The organism is Streptomyces sp. NPDC090499 (assembly GCF_044769305.1).
GTDB lineage: Bacteria > Actinomycetota > Actinomycetes > Streptomycetales > Streptomycetaceae > Streptomyces.
On the sequence record NZ_JBIVXP010000004.1, the window covers coordinates 13,834 to 33,509 of the forward strand.

The 19,676-nt window shown below is 72.2% G+C and carries 23 protein-coding genes and 1 tRNA gene; 13 read left to right on the forward strand and 11 right to left on the reverse strand.

What is annotated here, in order from left to right; translation table 11 throughout:
- Nucleotides 1-165: 165 nt before the first annotated feature.
- On the reverse strand, nt 166-963 hold the full coding sequence (locus ACIQVL_RS15705) for a hypothetical protein (protein ID WP_403428218.1): 798 nt from the start codon (nt 961-963) through the stop codon (nt 166-168).
- 391 nt (nt 964-1,354) lie between these two features.
- On the opposite strand from ACIQVL_RS15705, the gene ACIQVL_RS15710 reads away from it, so the two are divergent.
- A complete protein-coding gene (locus tag ACIQVL_RS15710; RefSeq protein WP_403428221.1) occupies nt 1,355-1,864 on the forward strand; it encodes a DinB family protein in 510 nt (169 codons plus the stop codon).
- A gap of 95 nt (nt 1,865-1,959) precedes the next feature.
- On the forward strand, nt 1,960-2,310 hold the full coding sequence (locus ACIQVL_RS15715; RefSeq protein ID WP_403428223.1) for a winged helix-turn-helix transcriptional regulator: 351 nt from the start codon (nt 1,960-1,962) through the stop codon (nt 2,308-2,310).
- Here ACIQVL_RS15715 and ACIQVL_RS15720 read toward each other — a convergent pair.
- The 4 genes from ACIQVL_RS15720 to ACIQVL_RS15735 all read right to left on the reverse strand — a co-directional run bounded on the left by ACIQVL_RS15720 (nt 2,307) and on the right by ACIQVL_RS15735 (nt 7,715).
- A complete protein-coding gene (locus tag ACIQVL_RS15720; protein WP_403475906.1) occupies nt 2,307-4,133 on the reverse strand; it encodes a copper resistance protein CopC in 1,827 nt (608 codons plus the stop codon). The genes ACIQVL_RS15715 and ACIQVL_RS15720 overlap by 4 nt on opposite strands.
- Nucleotides 4,134-4,365: 232 nt before the next feature.
- Complete coding sequence (locus ACIQVL_RS15725; protein WP_403475551.1) at nt 4,366-4,884, reverse strand: cupin domain-containing protein; 519 nt, start codon at nt 4,882-4,884, stop codon at nt 4,366-4,368.
- A complete protein-coding gene (locus tag ACIQVL_RS15730; RefSeq protein WP_403428228.1) occupies nt 4,826-5,470 on the reverse strand; it encodes a GNAT family N-acetyltransferase in 645 nt (214 codons plus the stop codon). Before ACIQVL_RS15730 ends, ACIQVL_RS15725 begins: the two co-directional genes overlap by 59 nt.
- Complete coding sequence (locus ACIQVL_RS15735; protein WP_403475552.1) at nt 5,463-7,715, reverse strand: penicillin acylase family protein; 2,253 nt, start codon at nt 7,713-7,715, stop codon at nt 5,463-5,465. Before ACIQVL_RS15735 ends, ACIQVL_RS15730 begins: the two co-directional genes overlap by 8 nt.
- A gap of 145 nt (nt 7,716-7,860) precedes the next feature.
- Here ACIQVL_RS15735 and ACIQVL_RS15740 point away from each other — a divergent pair, with 145 nt between their 5' ends.
- The 5 genes from ACIQVL_RS15740 to ACIQVL_RS15760 all read left to right on the forward strand — a co-directional run bounded on the left by ACIQVL_RS15740 (nt 7,861) and on the right by ACIQVL_RS15760 (nt 10,353).
- A complete protein-coding gene (locus tag ACIQVL_RS15740; RefSeq protein ID WP_403428233.1) occupies nt 7,861-8,472 on the forward strand; it encodes an HhH-GPD-type base excision DNA repair protein in 612 nt (203 codons plus the stop codon).
- 398 nt (nt 8,473-8,870) lie between these two features.
- Entirely contained in the window at nt 8,871-9,521 is a 651-nt protein-coding gene (locus tag ACIQVL_RS15745) for an HdeD family acid-resistance protein (RefSeq protein ID WP_403428235.1), read from the forward strand.
- A complete protein-coding gene (locus ACIQVL_RS15750) occupies nt 9,518-9,778 on the forward strand; it encodes a hypothetical protein (RefSeq protein WP_403428238.1) in 261 nt (86 codons plus the stop codon). Before ACIQVL_RS15745 ends, ACIQVL_RS15750 begins: the two co-directional genes overlap by 4 nt.
- 31 nt (nt 9,779-9,809) lie before the next feature.
- Nucleotides 9,810-10,154 (forward strand): hypothetical protein, encoded by a 345-nt coding sequence (locus ACIQVL_RS15755; protein ID WP_403428240.1) that lies wholly within the window; start codon nt 9,810-9,812, stop codon nt 10,152-10,154.
- Between the two features lie 67 nt (nt 10,155-10,221).
- On the forward strand, nt 10,222-10,353 hold the full coding sequence (locus ACIQVL_RS15760) for a hypothetical protein (protein WP_403428242.1): 132 nt from the start codon (nt 10,222-10,224) through the stop codon (nt 10,351-10,353).
- Between the two features lie 63 nt (nt 10,354-10,416).
- Here ACIQVL_RS15760 and ACIQVL_RS15765 read toward each other — a convergent pair whose 3' ends face one another.
- Nucleotides 10,417-11,979 carry a helicase HerA-like domain-containing protein gene (locus ACIQVL_RS15765; protein WP_403475907.1) on the reverse strand — a complete coding sequence of 521 codons (1,563 nt, stop codon included), beginning with the start codon at nt 11,977-11,979 and terminating at the stop codon, nt 10,417-10,419.
- 115 nt (nt 11,980-12,094) lie between these two features.
- On the opposite strand from ACIQVL_RS15765, the gene ACIQVL_RS15770 reads away from it, so the two are divergent.
- Both ACIQVL_RS15770 and ACIQVL_RS15775 read left to right on the forward strand, forming a co-directional pair.
- A complete protein-coding gene (locus ACIQVL_RS15770) occupies nt 12,095-12,391 on the forward strand; it encodes a type II toxin-antitoxin system VapB family antitoxin (RefSeq protein ID WP_003955420.1) in 297 nt (98 codons plus the stop codon).
- Between the two features lie 111 nt (nt 12,392-12,502).
- Nucleotides 12,503-13,177 carry a LytR C-terminal domain-containing protein gene (locus ACIQVL_RS15775; protein ID WP_403428244.1) on the forward strand — a complete coding sequence of 225 codons (675 nt, stop codon included), beginning with the start codon at nt 12,503-12,505 and terminating at the stop codon, nt 13,175-13,177.
- 188 nt (nt 13,178-13,365) lie between these two features.
- Here the strand turns inward: ACIQVL_RS15775 and upp are convergent, their stop codons facing one another.
- Nucleotides 13,366-14,001 carry a uracil phosphoribosyltransferase gene (gene upp / locus ACIQVL_RS15780; protein ID WP_382724694.1) on the reverse strand — a complete coding sequence of 212 codons (636 nt, stop codon included), beginning with the start codon at nt 13,999-14,001 and terminating at the stop codon, nt 13,366-13,368.
- Between the two features lie 116 nt (nt 14,002-14,117).
- Between upp and ACIQVL_RS15785 the strand changes: the two genes are divergently transcribed.
- From ACIQVL_RS15785 to ACIQVL_RS15800, 4 genes are all read left to right on the forward strand, one after another.
- Entirely contained in the window at nt 14,118-14,324 is a 207-nt protein-coding gene (locus ACIQVL_RS15785) for a hypothetical protein (RefSeq protein WP_403428246.1), read from the forward strand.
- A gap of 364 nt (nt 14,325-14,688) precedes the next feature.
- Nucleotides 14,689-15,216 carry a hypothetical protein gene (locus ACIQVL_RS15790; RefSeq protein WP_403428248.1) on the forward strand — a complete coding sequence of 176 codons (528 nt, stop codon included), beginning with the start codon at nt 14,689-14,691 and terminating at the stop codon, nt 15,214-15,216.
- A gap of 56 nt (nt 15,217-15,272) precedes the next feature.
- On the forward strand, nt 15,273-15,704 hold the full coding sequence (gene tadA, locus ACIQVL_RS15795; protein ID WP_403428250.1) for a tRNA adenosine(34) deaminase TadA: 432 nt from the start codon (nt 15,273-15,275) through the stop codon (nt 15,702-15,704).
- A 76-nt stretch (nt 15,705-15,780) separates the two neighbouring features.
- Nucleotides 15,781-15,865 (forward strand) — tRNA-Ser (locus ACIQVL_RS15800).
- A gap of 65 nt (nt 15,866-15,930) precedes the next feature.
- On the opposite strand, the gene ACIQVL_RS15805 is transcribed toward ACIQVL_RS15800, so the two are convergent.
- The 4 genes from ACIQVL_RS15805 to ACIQVL_RS15820 all read right to left on the reverse strand — a co-directional run bounded on the left by ACIQVL_RS15805 (nt 15,931) and on the right by ACIQVL_RS15820 (nt 19,675).
- Complete coding sequence (locus ACIQVL_RS15805) at nt 15,931-17,211, reverse strand: tyrosine-type recombinase/integrase (RefSeq protein ID WP_403475553.1); 1,281 nt, start codon at nt 17,209-17,211, stop codon at nt 15,931-15,933.
- Nucleotides 17,212-17,295: 84 nt separating this feature from the next.
- A complete protein-coding gene (locus ACIQVL_RS15810; protein ID WP_403251698.1) occupies nt 17,296-17,523 on the reverse strand; it encodes an excisionase family DNA-binding protein in 228 nt (75 codons plus the stop codon).
- Between the two features lie 341 nt (nt 17,524-17,864).
- Entirely contained in the window at nt 17,865-19,424 is a 1,560-nt protein-coding gene (locus tag ACIQVL_RS15815; protein ID WP_403475554.1) for a YfjI family protein, read from the reverse strand.
- Nucleotides 19,421-19,675 (reverse strand): hypothetical protein, encoded by a 255-nt coding sequence (locus ACIQVL_RS15820; protein ID WP_403475555.1) that lies wholly within the window; start codon nt 19,673-19,675, stop codon nt 19,421-19,423. The genes ACIQVL_RS15815 and ACIQVL_RS15820 overlap by 4 nt, the downstream gene beginning before the upstream one ends.
- Between the last annotated feature and the right edge of the window lies 1 nt (nt 19,676).

Sequence of the window (19,676 nt, forward strand, 5' to 3'; positions counted from 1 at the left end):
GGGAGAAGCTGGACGGTGAGCGGGAGGGTTGCGGTTCCGTTTGCATTCGGCTGCGTTCACGCGGGTCCACCTGGGCCGACCGGAGTGGTTCCGGGTGGGCACGATGCCGAAGGGCCCCACCGCGACGTGGGGCCCTTCGACCTTGGTCCCAGACCTCGCCGGCAGCTATGGCCCGCCGTCGAAGAAGCCGGACTTCAGGTCCCCGATGACGGCGTCGAGCGGATGCCCGCTGACGATGAACGGTCCGCTCCAGGGCGCGCTGAGCGCGAAGAACAACGCCAGGCTCAGCCCGACCACACTCGCGATCCCCACGACGAGCAGTGACGTGCGCAGACTGCTGCGGAAGACGAGTGCGCCGGAGTTCACGATCAAAGCCACACCGCTGACCATGAGCGTGACGACGTAGAGCGCGGGAACGTCGCGCGAGGCGGCCGCGATGCGGGCGCGACGACTGCTGGTGACGCCGTCCAGGGAAAGCACCAGCTCCGCGCCTGTCGGGATGCCCACCTCGGGCCGGGCCGCCTCGGTCCGCACACCCCGTTCCAAGCGTGCGACCGCACGGGCGGTGGCCCGGTCGTCACCGGACGCCGCTGCCGCACCCTCCCACTCCCTGGCCCGCGTGGTCTGCAGGTAGTCCAGCAGTGCCGCATGGATCGGCTCCGAGCGGACGTGCGGACTCGTCGCCGCCCACGCCAGCCGGGAGGCCGCGGCCGCCTCCTCGCTCACCAGCCCCTCGGCTGCGCGCAGGTAGCCGGCCTCGCTGGCGAGTGACAGTGCCGCAAAGATCGCGAAGGCAGCGCCGAGCGTCGGCATCAGGGGCGTGGCGATCTGCGGTACCCGGTCCCGTTCCGCGGCCGGTACGAGGACCCGGACGCCGACCCGTGCCACTGCCGCAACCAGGAGGGCGAGCAGGAGTCCGCCCACCACCAGCACGGCCGCCGGCAGCGAGGTCAACCAGTTCACCGCGTCACCTGCAGCGCGTTCCCGGGAGCGCCCCACGGCGGCGGCACATCGGGCACCGCGACCTGGAGCTCCACATCGACCACTTTTCTCCGCATCGATCACCTTTGATGACCGCTCCATGATCACAGGTCGAACACCTCTGGCGCTCGCGACGCCCGGCACGGCCTCTCTCTTCGTCGGCCGAACAGCCGATGCGGCCCGGCCGTCCGGCCGTCCGGCAATATCTCCGCGCCGGATTTCTGCGCGACTCGCCGGACCGTCCGATCTCGGCGCTGCTGGTCCACGTCGGCATGAGCAGGCGGGTGCCGGAGTGGGTGCGGTCAGCTGGATACTGCTGCCGCGCCCGGGATGCCGGAGCGGATGATCGGTGAACGGACGAGGAGTACAGCCAGTGACCAGCGACCCCCGCACAGGACCGCCCAGCTTCGGCAGTGAACGCGAGATGCTGCGGGCTTTCCTCGACTACCACCGCGCGACGCTCGCGATGAAGTGCGAGGGGCTCACCGACGAGGAGCTGCGGCGGCGGTCGATGCCGCCGTCCACGTTGTCGCTGCTCGGTCTGGTGCGGCACCTGGCGGAAGTGGAACGCGCCTGGTTCCGCCGGGTGTTCGAGGACAAGGACGCGCCCATGGTGTGGTCCGACGAGATCGACTTCCAGGCGGCGTACGACGCGAGCGGGTCGACCAGGGCGGAGGCGTTCGCCGCCTGGGAGGCCGAGGTGGAGATCTCGCGCCGGATCGAGCGCGCGGCCGCCTCCCTGGACCAGGCCGGATACCAGCCGAGATGGGAGGAGGAGGTGTCGCTGCGGATGGTGATGCTGCACGTGCTGCTGGAGTACGGCCGCCACAACGGGCACGCCGACTTCCTGCGCGAGGGCGTCGACGGGACCGTGGGCGCCTGAGCGGAGCAGCCGGGCTTCCGGCCCCGGCAGGAGGTCCGCCGACGGTCCGCCGACGGTTTTTGCCGGTGTGAACACACCGCCGTACGCTGTGGGCCATGGTGGGAGTCGACGGAGTTCCCGAGCCGCACACCGGCTGGACGTTCCTGACCAGTCACGCACGTGTCCTGGCCAGCATCGCCGACGACCACAACACCCGGATCCGCGACATCGCGGCCCGCTGCCGGCTCACCGAACGCGCCGTCCAGAAGATCATCTCCGACCTGGAGCGGGACGGCTACCTCTCCCACACCCGCAACGGCCGCACCAACCAGTACCGCATCGACCCCGACAAGGTGCTCCGCCACCCGGCCGAGGCCGGCGCCGGACTGACCGTCGCCTCCCTGCTCACCCTGCTGGTCAGGGACGAGGCGGACCGTCAGGGCGAACGCGGCAGCCATCACGGCTAGGCGGCGATCCGCACCTTCTTCGTCACCGTCACCTGGTCCAGGTCGGAGACCCGTACCGTCACCGACATCGTCCACTCGCCCGCGATGGGGAGGTTGACGGAGTCGGCGGCCCAATAGCCGCCGCGGTCGGTCACGTTCGCCGGAAGCGGGCCGATCTTCTGGGCGGCGAGGGTGAAGGAGAGGCGGAGTTCGGGGACGGCGGAGATGCCGCCGTCGGGGCCGAAGACGACCGCCTGCACGGAGTTGGCGCCGACCCGGCCCGGGTCCAGGGTGATCTGCACCTTGCCGTGGCCGTTCGGGGTGCCGACGTCGAAGGGGACGAGGGCGACGACGGCGGCGGGGATGCCGGCCGAGACCGGCGCCGTCCCCGACTCCGCCGCCTCGGCCGCGGCCCGGCCGGGCAGGGTGCCGGTGAGGATCGTGGTGATGCCCAGGACGGCGACGCCGACGGCCACTTCGGCGAGGACCGAACGGCGCAGGGCGGCCTGGTGACGGCCGGCGGAACCGGCCGGAGGCTCGTCGGGGAGCGGTGCGTCCTCCCCCTCCCCCTCGGCCGGTGGGTCCGCCGGGCCGCCGACCGGCAGTGGGACGCGCTCGGGGGCCGGCACGGCCGGGGCCTGCGCCAGCTTCGCCGTCCAGTGGCGGGACTGCGAGGCGACCGCCAGCAGCAGGGTCACCGCGGCGAGCTTGACGAGGAGGAGCCTGCCGTACGACGTGTCCGTGAGGGCCTGCCAGGAGCCGAGGCCGCGCCAGGACTGGTAGACGCCGGTGACGACGAGGACCGTCACCGAGCCGAAGGCCACACGCGAGAAGCGGGTGACCACCGCGGCGGGCAGCGGCTCGGCGGAGCGCTGGAGGGTGATCAGGAGGGCCGCGAGGCCGCCCATCCAGAGCGCCATCGACAGCAGGTGCAGGACCGACGACGTCATCGCCAGCGGGACCTGGATACCGGCCGAGGCGTGTTCCGCCGCCGCCCAGGTCAGGGCCAGGGCGACGGAGAGAACGGCGGCCGTGGCGAGCAGGGGGCGGGACGGGACGGACAGGGCGGACGGGGCGGACGGAAGGTCCCGGCTCACGCGCTTGCGGAACAGGAGGCAGAGGGCTGCCGTGACCGCCAGCAGGGCCACCCTGGCCAGCAGGGCCAGACCCGGGCGGCCGGTCGCGGACCTGGCGAGGGCGGAGAGGTCGAAGGCCGACGCCGGGGAGGTGCCCTCCTCGTACGGGGAGCGCAGGACGAAGAGGAAGAGGGTGGCGGCGAGGAGCGTCCACCACGCCGTGCGGACCGGGGTACGCAGGGGGGCCGGGTCCGGCGGGCGGCAGACGGCGAGGAAGGCGACGGTGCCTATCAGCAGGGCCACGGCGAGGTACGCGACGTAGCGGCCGATGTTGTAGAGGCTGCCGGTGACCGGGTTCTCGACGGGGCCGGCGGAGACGGTCGCCGTGGTCGCCGACGGCTTGCCCACCGAGAAGGTGAGGGCGCCGGAGACGGGGTGGCTGTCTGACGAGACGACTCGCCACGCCACGGTGAACGTGCCGGTGCCCAGCTTCTTCGGGAAGTCGATCCGGGCGGTGTCCGAGCCGGCCGGCCCGTGTCCGGCGTCGCTGGTGTCCACCCGGTGGTTGGTGGGGTCGTACACCCGGAACGAGTCGTCGAGCAGGCCGACGGCCTCGGTGAAGGTGAGGGTCACGGACCGGGGCGACGACTTGAGTACGGCGCCGTCGGCGGGGTCGCTGCCGCGCAGGGCGGCGTGCGCGGAGGCGGGGGCGGCCGACGCGAGGAGAAGGGCGGCGAGGAGGGGGCCCAGGAGCGCGAGGACACGCAGGGCCCTGTGGTTCCTGTGGCTGCCGGTCGGCGCTCGCCGCTGGTCGTGTCCTTCGCTCACGTCACCCGCTCCGAGTTCGGAAACACGCGTTCTCTGGTCATACGGACGGGAAGTCTGTAGCGCTCATCTTGTCTGCGGGTGAGTGGGTGAGGGTGGGTGGGTCAGGGAGTGGAGTGGGGGTGGGGGCCGGTCGCGCCCGTGACCAGGGCGGTCTGTCCGTCGAGCAGGTGGGTCAAGGACGGCAGAGTTCCGCGATGCGGGCGGCTTCGGAGGGGTAACGCGCCGTGAGGTCGGCCGCGTTCCCGTGTTCGTACCCCTCGAAGGTGAATCCGGGGGCCATGGTGCAGCCGAACAGGGTCCAGGCACCCGGGGCCGGCACCCGGGCGCCCATCCAGGTGCCGGCCGGGACGGTCAGCTGGATGTGCTGGCCGCCGAGCAGGCCGGGGCCGAGGACGGGGGTGCGGGTGGTGCCGTCGGGGTCGAGGAGCAGGAGTTCCAGCGGGTCGCCCAGGTAGAAGTGCCAGATCTCGTCGGTGGGGAGACGGTGCAGGGCCGAGAAGTCGTCGGCGGTGAGGAGGACCACGATCGCGGTGCCCTCGGGGCGGCCGTCGGCGCGTGCGGGACCGGCCCAGGTCTCCCGGAACAGGCCGCCCTCGCGGGGGATCGGCTCCAGGCCGTAGTGGGCGATGAGGTCATCGGGGGTCGGCTTCGGGCTCGGAACCGGGCTGGGGCCCGGAATCGGGGAGGTCACCCGGGAAGGCTACCGGCCGGGTGAGGAAAGCCAGTTGAGCGTGCTTCTCGGGCAGGTGGACGTCGGGGAGGTCGATCTCGGGAAGGACGACGGCCGGGCCGAGCTCGAAACCCTGGCGCCGGAAGCGGGCGATCGCCTTCTCGTTGCGGACGTCCGGGTCCACGACGATGCGGTGGCGGTCCCGAGCGAGCAGCACGTACGCCGTGAAGGCGGTCAGCAGTGCCTCCGTCCAACCGGGTCGGGGGCCTTCGGGTCCGGCCGGGGCGAGGAGGACGTGGACGCCGATGTCACCCGGGCGGACGTCGTAGCACTCGCCCACCCGGTCGGCCGCCGGCTCGTACGTCTGGAGGACACCGACCGGGATGCCGTCCTTCTCGGCGAGGTGGGCGTGATGGGTGTCGAGGGTCGCCATGTGGGCGTAGATCTCGGCGACCTGGGCGCGGGTGAGGCCGGTCATGCCCCAGAAGGCGGCGCGTTCCGCGTCGACCCAGGCGTGCACGACGGCCGCGTCGCGCTCGGGGTCGAGGGGGCGGAGCCGGACGGTGCCGAAGCCGGGGACGGGGTGATCGAAGACGCGCTCAGGCATCGGTGCTCTCCGTGGGGTTTGTGGGATCAGTGAGGTCTACGCGGTCCAGCCGGGCCCAGTCGGTGACGACCGGGGCCAGTTCTCCCTTGAGCCACAGGGGGAGTTGGTCGAGGTGGTGGGAGGCACCGGGAACGCCGTCCGCGCCGAGCGGGACCACCCAGAGGCTGTCGTCGCGGCGGGCCAGGTCCCAGACGTAGCGGGCGGCCGGGCCGCGTGCGGAGCGGTCGGTGAGGCCGGGCACGGCGGAGGTGCACAGCACGCAGTCGTGGTCGCCGGACAGCGCCGGTCCGTCGTACGGCGACGGGCCGGGCAGCGCCTGCCAGGGAGCGAGGCGGTGGGTGTCGCCCCAGGTGCCGGCGGGCGGGTCGGCCGCGACCTCCTGCACGGCCGCGCGGACGGCGGCGGGGCGGTCGACGCCGTACAGCTCCGCCGCCCTCAGGAGGTGTTCGAGGGCGAAGGCGATCCGGGGGGTGAGGGCCAGCCAGGGCAGCAGGACCTCGGGGTGGGCCGGGGGGTCGGCGAGCGCGGCGAAGACGGGGTGGGCGGCGAGCTGCCGTACGACGGCGGAGCGTACGGCCGCGTAGGCGGCGGCGTCGGTGCTGTCGGCGTCCATCCGGCGGTCCCAGGCGAGGAGACGGTCACGGAGCGCGCCGGCCTCGGGGGTCAGGTCGTGGAGGGCGGCCAGATGGTCGAGGAGGGGGGCGGCGGAGGCCAGGTGGGTGTCGGTGTGGATCGCGGGCAGGCCGGCGGCGGACCAGGTGCGGCGCTCGTCGAGGAGGGCACGGATGCGGTCGGCGCGGTGCGGCGGGGCGAACTCGACGCCGAGGGCGGCGGCCGGGCCGCGCTGGTTGGCCATCACGGCCACGCCGTCCGTGAGGTCGCCGTACGGCATCTCGTGCCAGCCCTGCCAGTCGTGGCCGGGGAGCCAGGCGGGGGCGAGGCGGGTGCGGTTGGTGCGGGACCGGACGGGGACGCGGCCGGCGACGCGGTGGAGGAGGCCGCCGTCGGTGTCGGCGGCGTGCACGACGTTGACGGGTTCGGCCCAGGCGTCGAAGGCCCGGTCGACGTCGGTGACGTGGCGGGCGCGGAGGAGGGGGAGCAGGGCGCTGAAGCCGAGGTCCCCGGTGACGCGGGGCGGGTAGCGGAGCGCCAACGCCTCGGCTTCGCCATCGGCGGATGCCTTCCCAGCCGCACCACGCGTGCGGCTTTCGTCGTCGGGTGCGGGCTGCCCCTGCGGGGGCCGAGCGCCGTCGGCGGCCGCCCACTCCTTCGGCTTCCCCGTCCCCGGCCCCGTCTCTTTGCTGGTCCCCGTCTCCGCTTCCGTCCCCGGCCACCCGGAGATGACCGGGCCCCGGGGTGTTTCGAGCACCTCGATCTCGACCGGCGGGTCGCCGGAGACCTCGATCGTCTCCGTGTGGCGGTCGGCCGGGGTCCAGGTGCCGTCCGGGGCGAGGGACTCCACGCCGGTCTCCGTGCGCCGCAGGCGCTCCCGGTAGAGGTCCTGGTAGTCGGCCATCGCGTTGGTGATGGACCAGGCGACCGTGCCCGCGTGGGCGAAGTGGGCGATGCCGGGGACGCCCGGGACCGCCAGGCCGATGACGTCGAACTCCGGGCAGGAGAGGCGGATCTGCTGGTAGACGCCGGGTGCCTCGATGAAGCGGTGCGGGTCGCCGGCGAGGAGGGGGCGGCCGGTGGTGGTGCGGGAACCGGCGAGGAGCCAGCCGTTGCTGCCCGAGGTACCCGGGCCGTCCGTGGCGAAGAGCGGGACCGCCTCCTCGCCCAGGTGCCGTATCAACTCCTCGCGCCACAGCTTGGCCGGGAAACCGGCGAACAGGATGTGGGTGGTCAGCCAGACGCCCAGGGGATGCCAGGGCTCCCAGCTGCCGGGGACCAGGCCGGTGCGGGCGAACTCCGGGGTGCGGGCGGCGCCCGCCGGCAGGCCCTCGTTGACGCCGGCCGTGTACGCCCGTACCCACCGGGCCGTCTCCGGGTCCCGTCTATCCAGCGCCTCGAAGCAGCGTCTCGCGGTGTCCGCCAGGCGGGCCCGGCGGGCGAAGACGTCCCAGGCGAGGGCCGTGGCGCCGAGGAAGGACGCCGTCGTGCCCTGCGCGCGGTGCCGTTCCGTCTCCAGCTGCCAGGCCCGGTCATGGGCGGTGACCCGGCCCTGCGCACGGGCGAGTTCGAGGGCGTCGGCCGCCCGCAGATGCGGGATGCCCCAGGCGTCGCGGTACGTCTCGATGGCCACCTTGTGACCCCCTTGCCTGAGGTTAGCCTTACCTAAGCTGAATCGCGGAGAAATCGTACGTGAGGGGTGCGGGAGTCGCGGAGGCCGGGGGAGCGCGAGCGGCGGCGAGCGCGCGGCGCCGGTCCGGGCGCGGGATCATCGAGCCATGGACGCCGACACCGACTCCCCCGCCCTGCACCTCGCCCAGGACCCCGAGGCCGACGAACTCCTCAGCCGCAGCAGGCTCGCCGCGCTCACCGGCATGCTGCTCGACCAACAGGTGCCGATGGAGTGGGCGTTCAAGGGGCCGGCGACCATCGCCCGGCGCATGGGCACGGACGACCTGGACGCCCACGAGATCGCCGCCCAGGACCCGGAGGCGTTCGCCGCGCTGCTCGCCGAGAAGCCGGCCGTGCACCGGTATCCCGGCTCCATGGCCAAGCGGATCCAGCAGCTGTGTCAGTACCTCGTCGAGCACTACGACGGTGCCGCCGAGGGCATCTGGCGTGACGCCGACAGCGGGACGGAGCTGCTCCGGCGGCTCCAGGAACTGCCCGGGTTCGGGAAGCAGAAGGCCCAGATCTTCCTGGCGCTGCTGGGCAAGCAGCTGGGGGTGACGCCGACGGGGTGGCGGGAGGCGGCCGGGGCGTACGGGGAGGCGGCGGCGTACCGGTCGGTGGCCGACATCACCGGGCCCGAGTCGCTGGCGAAGGTGCGGGCCCACAAGCAGGAGCTGAAGGCGGCGGCGAAGGCCGCGAAGGGCGGGGCCAAGCCGTAGGGGTGCCGGGCGGGGCGGCCGGGGTCCACCGGGGCCGCCGGGGATGCCGGGGCCACCGGGGATGCCGGGGCCGCCGGGGATGCCGGGGCCACCGGGGATGCCGGGGCCACCGGGGATGCCGGGGCCGCCGGGGATGCCGGGGCCGCCGGGGATGCCGGGGATGCACCTGAGTCCGGCTGTGCCCGCTGGGGATCCACCTAGGTCCGGCTGCGTCCGCCCAGGATCCACCTGAGTCCGGCCGGATCCGCCGAAGTCCTCCGGAGTCCGCAAGTCCTCCGGGCTCCACCGGGCTCCACCGGCTCCACCGGCTCCACAGGGCTCCATCAAGATTTTCCGGGCGTCATCCGATCAGCCCCTCCCTGCTGGCACCGCCGCTCTCCCCGGTCTCAGCTGGAACCATGACCGAGCCCCCCAGCACCGGCCCCGCCGACGACGACCGGAAGGCGCACGCCACCGGCACCGCTCGGCATGAGCCCGAACCGCCCTTCGAAGGACCGCTGCACGCCCTCTCCCGGGCCGCCTGGCAGATCGTCCTGCTCACCGGGATCGCCTCCCTGATCCTCGGCGTCCTGGTCCTCGTCTGGCCCGGCGCCTCGCTGCTCGCCGCCGGTGTGCTCTTCGGCATCTACCTGCTGATCGCCGGTGTCTTCCAGCTGGTCGCCGCGTTCGGCACGCACCGGGCGACCTCGCTGCGCGTGCTGGCCTTCATCAGCGGCGCGCTGATGATCATGCTGGGCCTCTTCTGCTTCCGCGGCCCCCTGGAGTCGATCCTGCTGCTCGCTCTCTGGATCGGCATCGGCTGGCTGATCCGCGGGATCACGCAGACCATGGCCGCCGTCTCCGACTCCCGGATGCCCGCGCGGGGCTGGCAGATCTTCCTCGGGATCGTCACGTTCGTCGCCGGCGTCGTGCTGATCGTCTCGCCGTTCAAGTCGGTCGCGGTGCTCACCCTGGTCGCCGGTATCTGGCTGGTCGTCGTGGGCGTCGTCGAGATCGTCACGGCGTTCGGCATCCGCGTCCGCGCCAAGCAGATTCCGCAGGCCCTGTGAACCCCGGCCTCGCCGGCGCGGGCCTCGTGGACGCGGGGCTCGCGTGCGCGGGCCTCATGGGCGCGGGTCTCATGAGCGGCGCGGCCCTGCTGGACGATGCGGCCCTGCTGGACGGCGCGGAGCACATGAGCGGCACAGGTCCCGCCCCCGCCCACATGCCCATCCCCGTCCGCGTCGTCGCCGTCACCCCCTGCGCTTCGTCAACCTCGCGCCCCGTAGGTACGCCGAGCGAGCGGTTCTCGTGCCCCGCACGATGAACACCGCCCACTTCGGGGGGAGATGACCGGCATGAGCAGCGGTCCCCCGAGCGGACGCCGCCCCCGGCCGGGCCCCGCCTGGCCCCGGGTGCTCGTGCTGCTGCTCGCCCTGCTGCTGGCCGCCGTCCCGACGGCGGCCGAGGCGCTCGCCGCGGCCGCCCCGGCCGTCTCGGCGGAGACCGTCGAGCACGACGTACCCGACGTCCCGCTACGGCCGCCCGCCCGCCCCGTCGACCGCGCCGACGTACCCCAGCGCCCCGCACCGCTTCCCGACCCGGCCCCCGGCGGCCCGGTGGACCGCCACCGGCCCTGCCCGACGGCACCGCGGCCGCCGTACGCCACGCCCCTCCTGCGCACCGTGGTCCTGCGCTGCTGAGAGACCGGCCTGTCCCGCGCTCCCCCAGGTCAGTCAGCTCAGCCGGCTCTACGCAAGGAACACAGTCATGTCCTCCTCAGACCCGTACGCGGTCCTGCGCGCCCTGCTGCGCGCGGAAGCCGTGCGCAGCACACCGAAACCGGAGACGAAGACGGCCGAACCGCCGCAGCCGCGGCCGCCGGAGCAGAAACGCGGTTGATCCCGCGGAGCTGAGCCGTCGTCGAGCCGTGGCCGAGCCGGGTGCCCTGTGCGGGCGCCCGGCTCACCGGCGTCGGCGGGCCGTGCCGAACAGCGACCGGGTGATCTCACGGCCGAGTTGCGTGCCCACCGACCGGGCGAGGGACCTGAACATCCCGCTGCCGACCACTTGCTCGACCAGCGACGGTTCTTCTCTGCGCGCTCCCTCTGCGCGGGCCGCAGGGGGTTGCGGCTCGGCCGGCGGCCGCTGCAGCTTCTCGTACGCCGACTCCCGGTCCACAGCCTGTGCATAACGTCCGTGCAGCGCGGACCCGCGCACCGCCGCGTCCAGCTCCGCCGCGTCAAGCGGCCCCATCAGCGACTCGGGGGCCCGCAGCCGGGTCGCCGCGACCGGTGTCGGGGCGCCCGTCTCGCCGAGCACGGTCACCACGGCCTCGCCGGTGCCGAGCCCGGTGAGCAGCTCTTCGAGGTCGTACGACGACTTCGGGAAGGTCTGCACGGTGGCCCGCAGCGCCTTCTGGTCCTCCGGGGTGAAGGCCCTGAGCGCGTGCTGGACGCGGTTGCCGAGCTGGCCGAGGACGTCGGACGGTACGTCCTTCGGGGTCTGCGTCACGAAGAAGACGCCGACCCCTTTCGAGCGAATGAGGCGCACGGTCTGCGTGATCGAGTCCAGGAACGTCTTCGAGGCCTCGTCGAACAGCAGGTGCGCCTCGTCGAAGAAGAAGACCAGCCTGGGCCGGTCGGCGTCGCCGATCTCGGGGAGGTCGTGGAAGAGATCGGCGAGCAGCCACATCAGGAAGGTGGAGAAGAGGAGGGGCTTGTCCTGGACGCCGGGGAGTTCCAGGACCGAGACGATGCCGCGGCCGTCCGGTGCCGTGCGCAGGAGGTCGGCGGTGTCGAACTCCGGCTCGCCGAAGAAGTCCGCCATGCCCTGGGCCTCGAAGGCGGTGAGCGCGCGCAGGATCACCCCGGCGGTGGCTGTCGACAGGCCGCCGATGTCCTTCAGCTCCGCCTTGCCCTCGGCGGAGGTGAGGAAAGCGACCACCGCCCTGAGGTCCTTGAGGTCGATCAGCTCCAGGCCCTTGGTGTCGGCGTAGTGGAAGATCAGGCCGAGGGACTGCTCCTGGGTCCGGTTGAGCTGGAGCACCTTGGCGAGCAGCAGCGGGCCGAAGCTGGTGATCGTGGCGCGGACCGGGACGCCGTGGCCGAGGCCGCCGAGCGCGAGGAACTCCGCGGGGAAGCCGGTCGCCGTCCACTGCCGGCCGACCTCGGCCGCCCGGCCCTCGACCCTGGCGTCCGGCTGCTCGGGTCTGGCGATGCCGGACAGGTCGCCCTTGACGTCCGCCAGGAACACCGGGACGCCGTGCGCCGAGAGCTGCTCGGCGATCAGCTGGAGCGTCTTGGTCTTGCCGGTGCCGGTGGCGCCGGCGACCAGGCCGTGGCGGTTGAGCATGGGGAGGGGGATGCGGACCTGCGCGCCGGGAAAGCACCGGCCGTCCCGGAGAACAGCGCCGAGATCCAGGGCCTGACCGGCGAAGGCGTACCCGGCGGCGATCCCGGCGACCACCGGATCGGCGACGCCCGCGGGGTCCTCGACGCTCGCTTCGTCGGCGCCACCGGAGCTCATCATCGGACCCCCTGTTCCCGTTTAGCGCGTTTTATTACCTTTACGGTGTCTTTTCCAGCGTCGCACTCGGTCGCCATGGCTGCGCCCGGAACGTCTGGACCGGTAGGCTTTCCGTGTGATCTTCAAGCGCATCGGAAACGGCCGGCCGTACCCCGACCACGGCCGGGAGAGCACCCGGCAGTGGGCGGACGTCGCACCGCGCCCGGTCCGCCTCGATCAGCTCGTGACGACCAAGGGGCAGCTCGACCTGGAGACCCTCCTCGCCGAGGACTCGACGTTCTACGGCGACCTCTTCGCGCACGTCGTGAAGTGGCAGGGCGACCTGTACCTGGAGGACGGGCTGCACCGCGCGGTCCGCGCCGCCCTCCAGCAGCGCCAGGTGCTGCACGCGCGCGTGCTCGAACTCGGCTGACACCCGTAGGCCATCGGGCATTTGCCGCCGGTTGGCCCTTTCGGGTTGGACCGTGCGCCGTCGGATGATCATCTATTAGTCAACGCACCCGTGGCGCACTACGCTGCGCTCATGAGCATGCTGACTCCCCCCGGCATGGGCGGCCAGTACCGGATCACAGGGGACAAATACCCTCGCATGCGCCCGCGCCGACGGCGTGCCCGGCTCGTCCTCTCCGTGGTCGCCTCCGTCACCGCGCTCGGCCTGGTCGGCTGGGGCACACTGCAGCTCATCGACGTCTTCACGGGCGGCGGCGGGACGGCCTCGGCGGCCGGCTCGTCGGGAGACTGCGTCAAACAGGCCGCCGCCAGCCCCAGCTCCAGCCCCGCGGCCGGAGCGTCGGCCGGTACGTCAGCCGGGGCGCTGCCGAAGCCGGGCCAGATCACGGTGAACGTCTACAACGCCACGACCCGTACGGGCCTGGCCAAGGACACCGCGGACGAACTGAAGAAGCGCGGCTTCAGGATCGGCGACGTCGGCAACGCTCCGGCGAAGTTCGACCAGAAGGTCAAGGGCACGGCGATACTGCTCGGCCCGGCCACCGCCCTGAAGACCTCGCTCCCGGTCCTCGCGACACAGGTGACGGCAGCCGACCAGCGCACGGAGGCGGGCCGCAAGGGCACCGCCGTCGACCTGATCATCGGCAACGCCTTCAAGACCCTCACCCCCCAGGCGACAGCCGCAAAGGCCATCACAGCCCTCTCCGCCCCCGCCCCGACCGCATCCACTTCGAAGAAGACCTGCTGACAGCGGCGGCAAGCGCCCCGTAGGGGCGCTGGGGGTCCCCCAGCCGAAGGCTGGGGGAGGGACTGCACGACAAGCCACGACGAACCCGTAGCCGTCGGCACATCCGCACTCCTACGGCGCCCAGGCGAACGCCCCGTCGGCGAACGCCCCGCGCGGACGGACCGTCCGCTGCTCGGCCGCGCCGTCCGCTACTCGGCCGCGCCGTACAGCCGGTCCCCCGCGTCGCCCAGCCCCGGCACGATGTAGCCGTGCTCGTTGAGGTGGTCGTCGACCGCCGCCGTCACGACCGTGACCGGCGTCCCCGCCAGCTCGCGCTCCATGAGCTCGACGCCCTCGGGCGCGGCCAGCAGGACGACCGCCGTCACGTCGTCGGCGCCGCGCCTGATGAGCTCGCGGATCGCCGCGACCAGCGTGCCGCCCGTGGCCAGCATCGGGTCGAGGACGTACACCTGGCGCCCGGAGAGGTCCTCCGGCATCCGCGAGGCGTACGTGGACGCCTGCAGCGTCTCCTCGTTGCGGATCATGCCCAGGAAGCCCACCTCGGCGGTCGGCAGCAGCCGCACCATGCCGTCCAGCATGCCGAGCCCGGCCCGCAGGATCGGCACCACCAGCGGCCGCGGCCGGGCGAGCTTGACGCCGGTCGTGGCGGCCACCGGGGTCCGGATGTCGACGGCCTCGGTCCGCACGTCCCGCGTCGCCTCGTAGGCGAGCAGGGTGACCAGTTCGTCGGCGAGCCGCCGGAACGTCGCGGAGTCGGTGCGCTGGTCGCGGAGCGTGGTGAGCTTGTGGGCGACCAGGGGGTGGTCGACGACGTGGAGACGCATGTCCACAACAGTAACCGCGCCCTCTCCCACCTCGCGCACGACCGCGCAGCCCCACCCTGGCATCAAACCCCCCATCCGGGGGAAAGTGGAGGTGTCGGACTGGGGGTGATGTGACCGTGCCCGAGCTTCCCGGGCCGCCCGAGCGGCCGGACGGCGCGTACGGCGCGCCCGAGGGTGAGACGGAGGCCGAGCGGCGCCGCCGCCGGGCCCGGTTCCTGCGCGAGCTCGCCGAGGCGCGGGCGTTGCGCGACCGGGTCCAGCCCCGCCGCGCCAAGACGGCCCGGCTGCGGCACGCGATGCGCATGCGGACGTTCCGCTGGTAGGAATCGCCAGGAGACGGCAGGACTCGGCAACAGTCGTAAAGCCGATCCTTCGGCAAAGATCCACTCCTTGTGGCACGTTGCGGTCCGTCACGGGGAAGGCCGTGCGTGGGCCGCGGGAAAACCCGCGTACGATCCGCAGGTGGCGGCAACGAGTGCGCTGGTGACTGCGTTGACGGGCGCATGGATGGCTCTTTGCATACGTGCGATCAAAACTGCCAGACACAGGGAGCCGAAGACGTCCCCTGAACGCCTTGTTTCTGCCACGATTCCGAGTGGGCGGGGCTCGGAGCACAGCTCTCCCCGCCCAGAACCTCCGCCGGGGGGACCCCCAACCGGCACGCCTAAGACCAGTGGGAGAGTCACGGTGTACTTCGCCGCACTGCTCGCGCGCACCGAAGACGGGTGGGAAGCGAGCGACACAGAGCTCGACGATGTGGAGACCCTGTCGGACCTGGCCGACCTGGCCCGGGAATCGGCCTCCGAGGCCGACGACACGGTGCTCGTCTTCATCGAGCAGGAAGACGCTTGGTTCGGCGTCGTGCGCGTCGACGGGGAGGAGGACCCCCGGGTCTTCGTCTCCAACGCAGCCGCCGCCGCCCGCAGCTCGTACGGCGAGCTCCTGCTCACCGACGAACTGCTCGGAAGGGAGCCCAAGGACGACGCCGACGACCTGGACGCCCTCGACCTCGACGGCACCGAGGACGGTGAGCCGGACGCCGAGGAGGACGAGGACGCGGACGGTTCCGCCGTGCCGGCCGGCCCGGTGGGCGACGCCGCGATCCTGGACGACCTGGGCGTGAGCGCGAAGGAACTGCTCACCCTGGACGAGGACGCGCTCGGCGAGATCGCCGAAGCCCTGGGCGCCTCCGACGTCCTGGAGACCGTCCGCTGACCCTCCACGAGGCATCCGGGTCCCCCGACCCGGTACGCGACCGCTGGCGGGCCGCGATGCGGCTCGCCCTGGACGAGGCCGGCCGGGCCGTCCGGGGCGGGGACGTCCCCGTCGGCGCCGTCGTGCTGTCCCCGGACGGTACGACGGTCCTCGCGGCCGGCCACAACGAACGCGAGGCCACCGGCGACCCCACCGCGCACGCCGAGGTCCTCGCCCTGCGCCGGGCCGCCGCGGCGCTCGGGGAGTGGCGGCTCAGCGGCTGCACCCTGGTCGTCACGCTGGAGCCCTGCACGATGTGTGCCGGCGCCCTGGTCCAGTCCCGGGTGGACCGGGTCGTCTACGGCGCCCGCGACGAGAAGGCCGGCGCCGCGGGGTCCCTCTGGGACGTCGTCCGCGACCGGCGCCTGAACCACCGCCCCGAGGTCGTCGAGGGCGTCCTGGCGGACGAATCCGCCCGCCTCCTCACGGACTTCTTCCGCACCCGCTGACCCGGCCGCCGGGGCCTTCCCCGGCCGCCGAATACCGATTTCCGAGCACGGTCTCCCGTGCTGTAAGGTCTCCCTCGGTAGCGTGTCCGAGCGGCCGAAGGAGCTCGCCTCGAAAGCGAGTGTGGCGCAAGTCACCGAGGGTTCAAATCCCTCCGCTACCGCAGGTAGAAGAGGCGCCCGGTTCATCGAACCAGGCGCCTCTTCGGCTTCCGTCTCAGTTTCCGTCTCAGTTGGCCCGTACGAGCGATCCTGAGAGCCCATCGTCATCGTCGTCCGGACCGTCATCGGCCGGCTTCCAGATGAGCCCGTCGACCCGTTGGGCAACCTCGTTCCGGACTGAGTCGACCATGTGTTGGTACCGCGCGGCCATGGCCGTGGTGGACCACCCCATCAGACCCATGACGGCCCGCTCGGAGACTCCGAGGATCAGCAGGACGGTCGCGGCGGTGTGACGAGCATCATGCAGACGGCCGTCTCGCACCTTCGCTTTGCTGAGCAACTCCTTCCAGTCGTCATAATCCGTCCGGGGCGACGTGCCCAGACCGGTCGGTGTCGCGAAGAGCCACCCTTCGTTCACCCATTCGTCCCCGGCCGCCGCGCGTTCGGCTTCCTGCCTGATCTGGTGAACTCGCAACAGATCCACAAGCTGTGCGGGCAGGCCCACCGCCCGGCGCCCGGCGCGGGACTTCGTGTCGGCCGTCTCCGGGTTCGTCCTCTGCCGCTGCGGGCAGTAACCGGCCTTCCGGCCGCAGGGGTCCGCGCACCCATGGGCGTAACGCGGTCGGCGACGGCTCCGCCGGACCATTAGTACGCCTCGGTCCAAGTCGACGTCAGCCCACTTGAGACCGAGAGCCTCCCCCTGGCGCAGGCCGAGGGCGAGTGCCACCGCCCACCGTGCCGAGTTCCGGCAGTTGTCGGCCGTCTGCAAGAGCCGTTGCACCTCTTCGACGGTGTACGGCTCCACCTCTTCCTCTTGGAGGCGGGGAGCCTTGGCGAGTTGGACAGGGTTCCGTCCCAGGTGGCCACGCCGTACCGCCTCGTTCAGCGCGGTGCGGAAGGTGCGGTGAATCTGGTGGATCGTTCCGGCCTTACGACCGTCCGCCTGCATGCTCCCGTAGAAGCGTTCGATGTGCTCCGGCCGGAGCTTGTCGAGCCGATGGGCACCAAGGGCGGGAATCAGGTGCTTCCGGACAGCCACGCCGTAGCCAACCATCGTGTTCTCGTTCACGGCGAGCGGGGCGATGGTCTCGACCCAGTGGGTCAGCCACGCCTTGACCGTCCAGGGTTTGCCCGGCTTGGCCAAGGTCTTGGCGTCGCGCTGCTTCTCCAGTTCACGGACGGCGGCCGTCACTTCGGCACGGGTCTTACGTTCGACGTGGCGCCGGTCGGGACTCCCGTCGTCGCGCACGCCGACGGTCACGCGGCCGTGCCACTTCCCGTCGTTCCCCTGGTAGATGGAGCTGCGGCCGTTGGGCTGCCGGGTGCGCTTCTTCTTGTCCTCTGCCACAGGCAGGCTCCTGTTTCTTGGTGTCGGGATGGAGACCGGGGCGGCGGGCTGTCCTGTCCGGGAGTGCCGCCGCCCCGGGCGTCGTCAAGCGGCGCGTTGGGCGGTACGGAGACGGGTGACGTACTCGGGAACGGCGGCGGCCGGGACCCTGCGCAGGGTGCCGACCGTCACGGATTCCAGTTCGCCGGTGCGGATGAGGGCGTAGCAGGTGGTGCGGCCGACACGGAGTCGGCGGGCGGCCTCTTCGACCTTGAGGAGAACCAGGGTCGGGTCGTCGGCGGGGGCGAGGGGCAGGGTGGTGGGTTCGTCCACGGCTCACTCCTGTGAGGCTGAGTTCAGGGGCAAGTGCCGCCGCACAAACCGCAAAATCCGCAGAAAACCCAGGGAGGGCGGTTGACCTGCGGTGATGCGGTGCGCGGGTGGTGTCGGGTGGCGCTCCGCAGAAACCCGCGATATTCCGCAAAAATCAGGGGCGGCCGTCAGCCGGTCCCCGTGGACGGGGCGGCGCTCGGTTTTTTGCGGAATATCGCGGGATTGTGCGACGGGCCCCCGGCCGGGGTCCGCGCGGGGACACGTCGCAGGTCAGCGCGGTGTCCGAGGCTTTCTGCGGATTTTGCGGTTTGTGCGGGAAGGGATGTCCGCGCGGGCGGGGGTCACCGGCCGCCGTGTCGCAGAGACGGGTGGGCGGCGAGGCGGGGTGCCGGTGGGCGTCCGCGCTTACCGGTGCGCTCGGGCTGGTAGGACCGCAGATAGCCGTGGTCTTCCAGCAGCGCGAGCGCCGGTTCCAGGTCCGCGACGGTCTTCACCTCGCTGCGGGACAGAACACTGAAGACGTCCCGCCGACTGACGTCCTCCCACCCGTTGTCCCTCAGCGCTTCCAGCACGCTGCGGGCCCGGGACAGGACCGGGTCGGCGCCCATAACGTCGAACACGGCGAGGGCGTGGGCGGTGTAGTAGTCCCCCAGCACGATCGCTGCGCGCATGGTGTCTTCGGTGACCGGGTGGGCGTAGCCGTTGCCGCCGTGTTCGGCGAGGTGCAGCAGCGCGGCCATGCGGGCGGTCGCCCCGGCGAGCTTTCCGGCCCAGTTGGAGATATGCCCCAGCTTGCCGCCGCGCGCCTTGAGCTGCGGTTCGATGCGCTCCTGATACGCGATCAACGCCGCGTCCGCCTCGGGGGTGAGCTGGATGACGGCCGGGTCGGTCCACTCCGCAAGGGACAGGGTGAGGTCGATGACCCGGGCGGTGTAGGTGCCAGCGGTCTGCTCGGGGACCGGGTCGGTGATGATCTCGCGTTCGCCGACCGTGGACACCGGCAGGGAGTACAGGAAGCGGGCCAGCAGTCCGCGTCCCTCGAAGCCCTTCACCTTGCCGATGTCCCTCAGGACGTCCGGCTGTACGGCGAGGCCGATGGTCAGGGCGGGGGCGTCGATGTACTCGCGGCGGGTCTGCCGGTTCACCCTCAGCCGGTCCCCGGCGTGCCCTTTCAGGAAGACTTCCATGTTGGGAGCTCCCGAGTAGCGGCCGGCGATGATGTCGAAGATGCCGCCCTCAGCGCTCATCACCGACAGCCGGCCACCCTGTTCGGCCATGAGCGAGGTAACCGTCTCGGGTGTCGAGTCGTCCGCCAACAGGACCGGTTCGGCGGGCACAGTGAGCGTGTCGGCGGTCTGCGCGAGGCCCACGGCGGTGGCCACCATGTCATCGCGCTTGTCGCCGTCGGCGGACGCAGCCTTGACGGCGGCCTTGTCGGCCGCTTCCTTGGCCAGGCGTGCCGTCAGCTCCGCTTCCACGATCACCGGCTTCATCGCGGTCTTGAGCTGCTTTTCCGCCTCGTAGAGGGGGTTGGTCAGCAGCGTGAAGACGGCCGACTTGCGGTTCGCGGGCGGCAGCGCGACCACGGTGTAGAGGTTGGTGGGCTCGCGCCAGTTGCCGCGCACGTGGACCACCGACCGGCCGCCGGCCGCCGTGGCGAGCACGGCCAGCGCGATCGAACCGGCGAGGTCCACCGGGGTCTGCGTCTCCTGCGCGACGGCCGCCACGTACTCTCCCAACCACGCGGGGAGGACGTGGGCGGGGAACGGCGGACGCTCGCGGCGGCCGGTGAGGGGGATGGGGTCCTCCCACACCTCCGGTGCTGCGTCGTCCTCGCCCGGCGGGTTTTCCAGGGTGGGCAGTCCGGCCCACAGGTCGTTGTCCACAGGCTGTGGAGTCATGACGCGGCCCTCCCTTCGGCGGTGGTGATGTGGGGGCAGACGCCGACGCGGACGCGGGCGGTCAGCCTGATGACGGCGGCACGGCCCCGGGCGCGTTCGTGGTGCCCGCAGGCGCAGAGCCAGTCCGCGACGGGGACGCCCTCGCACTGGATCTGAAGCCCCGGGGTGATGCCGGTGATAGTGACCGTCTGCGGGTCAGGGCCAACAGCGATATGGACGCCCTTGCGGGCGGCGACCTTCGGTTCGCCCACG

Bases quoted from the DNA above. Each gene is read 5' to 3' on its own strand.
- ACIQVL_RS15715 (WP_403428223.1), top strand. From the start codon at position 1,960: ATGGTGGGAGTCGACGGAGTTCCCGAGCCGCACACCGGCTGGACGTTC.
- ACIQVL_RS15730 (WP_403428228.1), bottom strand. From the start codon at position 5,470: ATGCCTGAGCGCGTCTTCGATCACCCCGTCCCCGGCTTCGGCACCGTC.
- ACIQVL_RS15740 (WP_403428233.1), top strand. From the start codon at position 7,861: ATGGACGCCGACACCGACTCCCCCGCCCTGCACCTCGCCCAGGACCCC.
- ACIQVL_RS15745 (WP_403428235.1), top strand. From the start codon at position 8,871: ATGACCGAGCCCCCCAGCACCGGCCCCGCCGACGACGACCGGAAGGCG.
- ACIQVL_RS15755 (WP_403428240.1), top strand. From the start codon at position 9,810: ATGAGCAGCGGTCCCCCGAGCGGACGCCGCCCCCGGCCGGGCCCCGCC.
- ACIQVL_RS15760 (WP_403428242.1), top strand. From the start codon at position 10,222: ATGTCCTCCTCAGACCCGTACGCGGTCCTGCGCGCCCTGCTGCGCGCG.
- ACIQVL_RS15765 (WP_403475907.1), bottom strand. From the start codon at position 11,979: ATGAGCTCCGGTGGCGCCGACGAAGCGAGCGTCGAGGACCCCGCGGGC.
- ACIQVL_RS15775 (WP_403428244.1), top strand. From the start codon at position 12,503: ATGAGCATGCTGACTCCCCCCGGCATGGGCGGCCAGTACCGGATCACA.
- upp (WP_382724694.1), bottom strand. From the start codon at position 14,001: ATGCGTCTCCACGTCGTCGACCACCCCCTGGTCGCCCACAAGCTCACC.
- tadA (WP_403428250.1), top strand. From the start codon at position 15,273: ATGCGGCTCGCCCTGGACGAGGCCGGCCGGGCCGTCCGGGGCGGGGAC.
- ACIQVL_RS15815 (WP_403475554.1), bottom strand. From the start codon at position 19,424: ATGACTCCACAGCCTGTGGACAACGACCTGTGGGCCGGACTGCCCACC.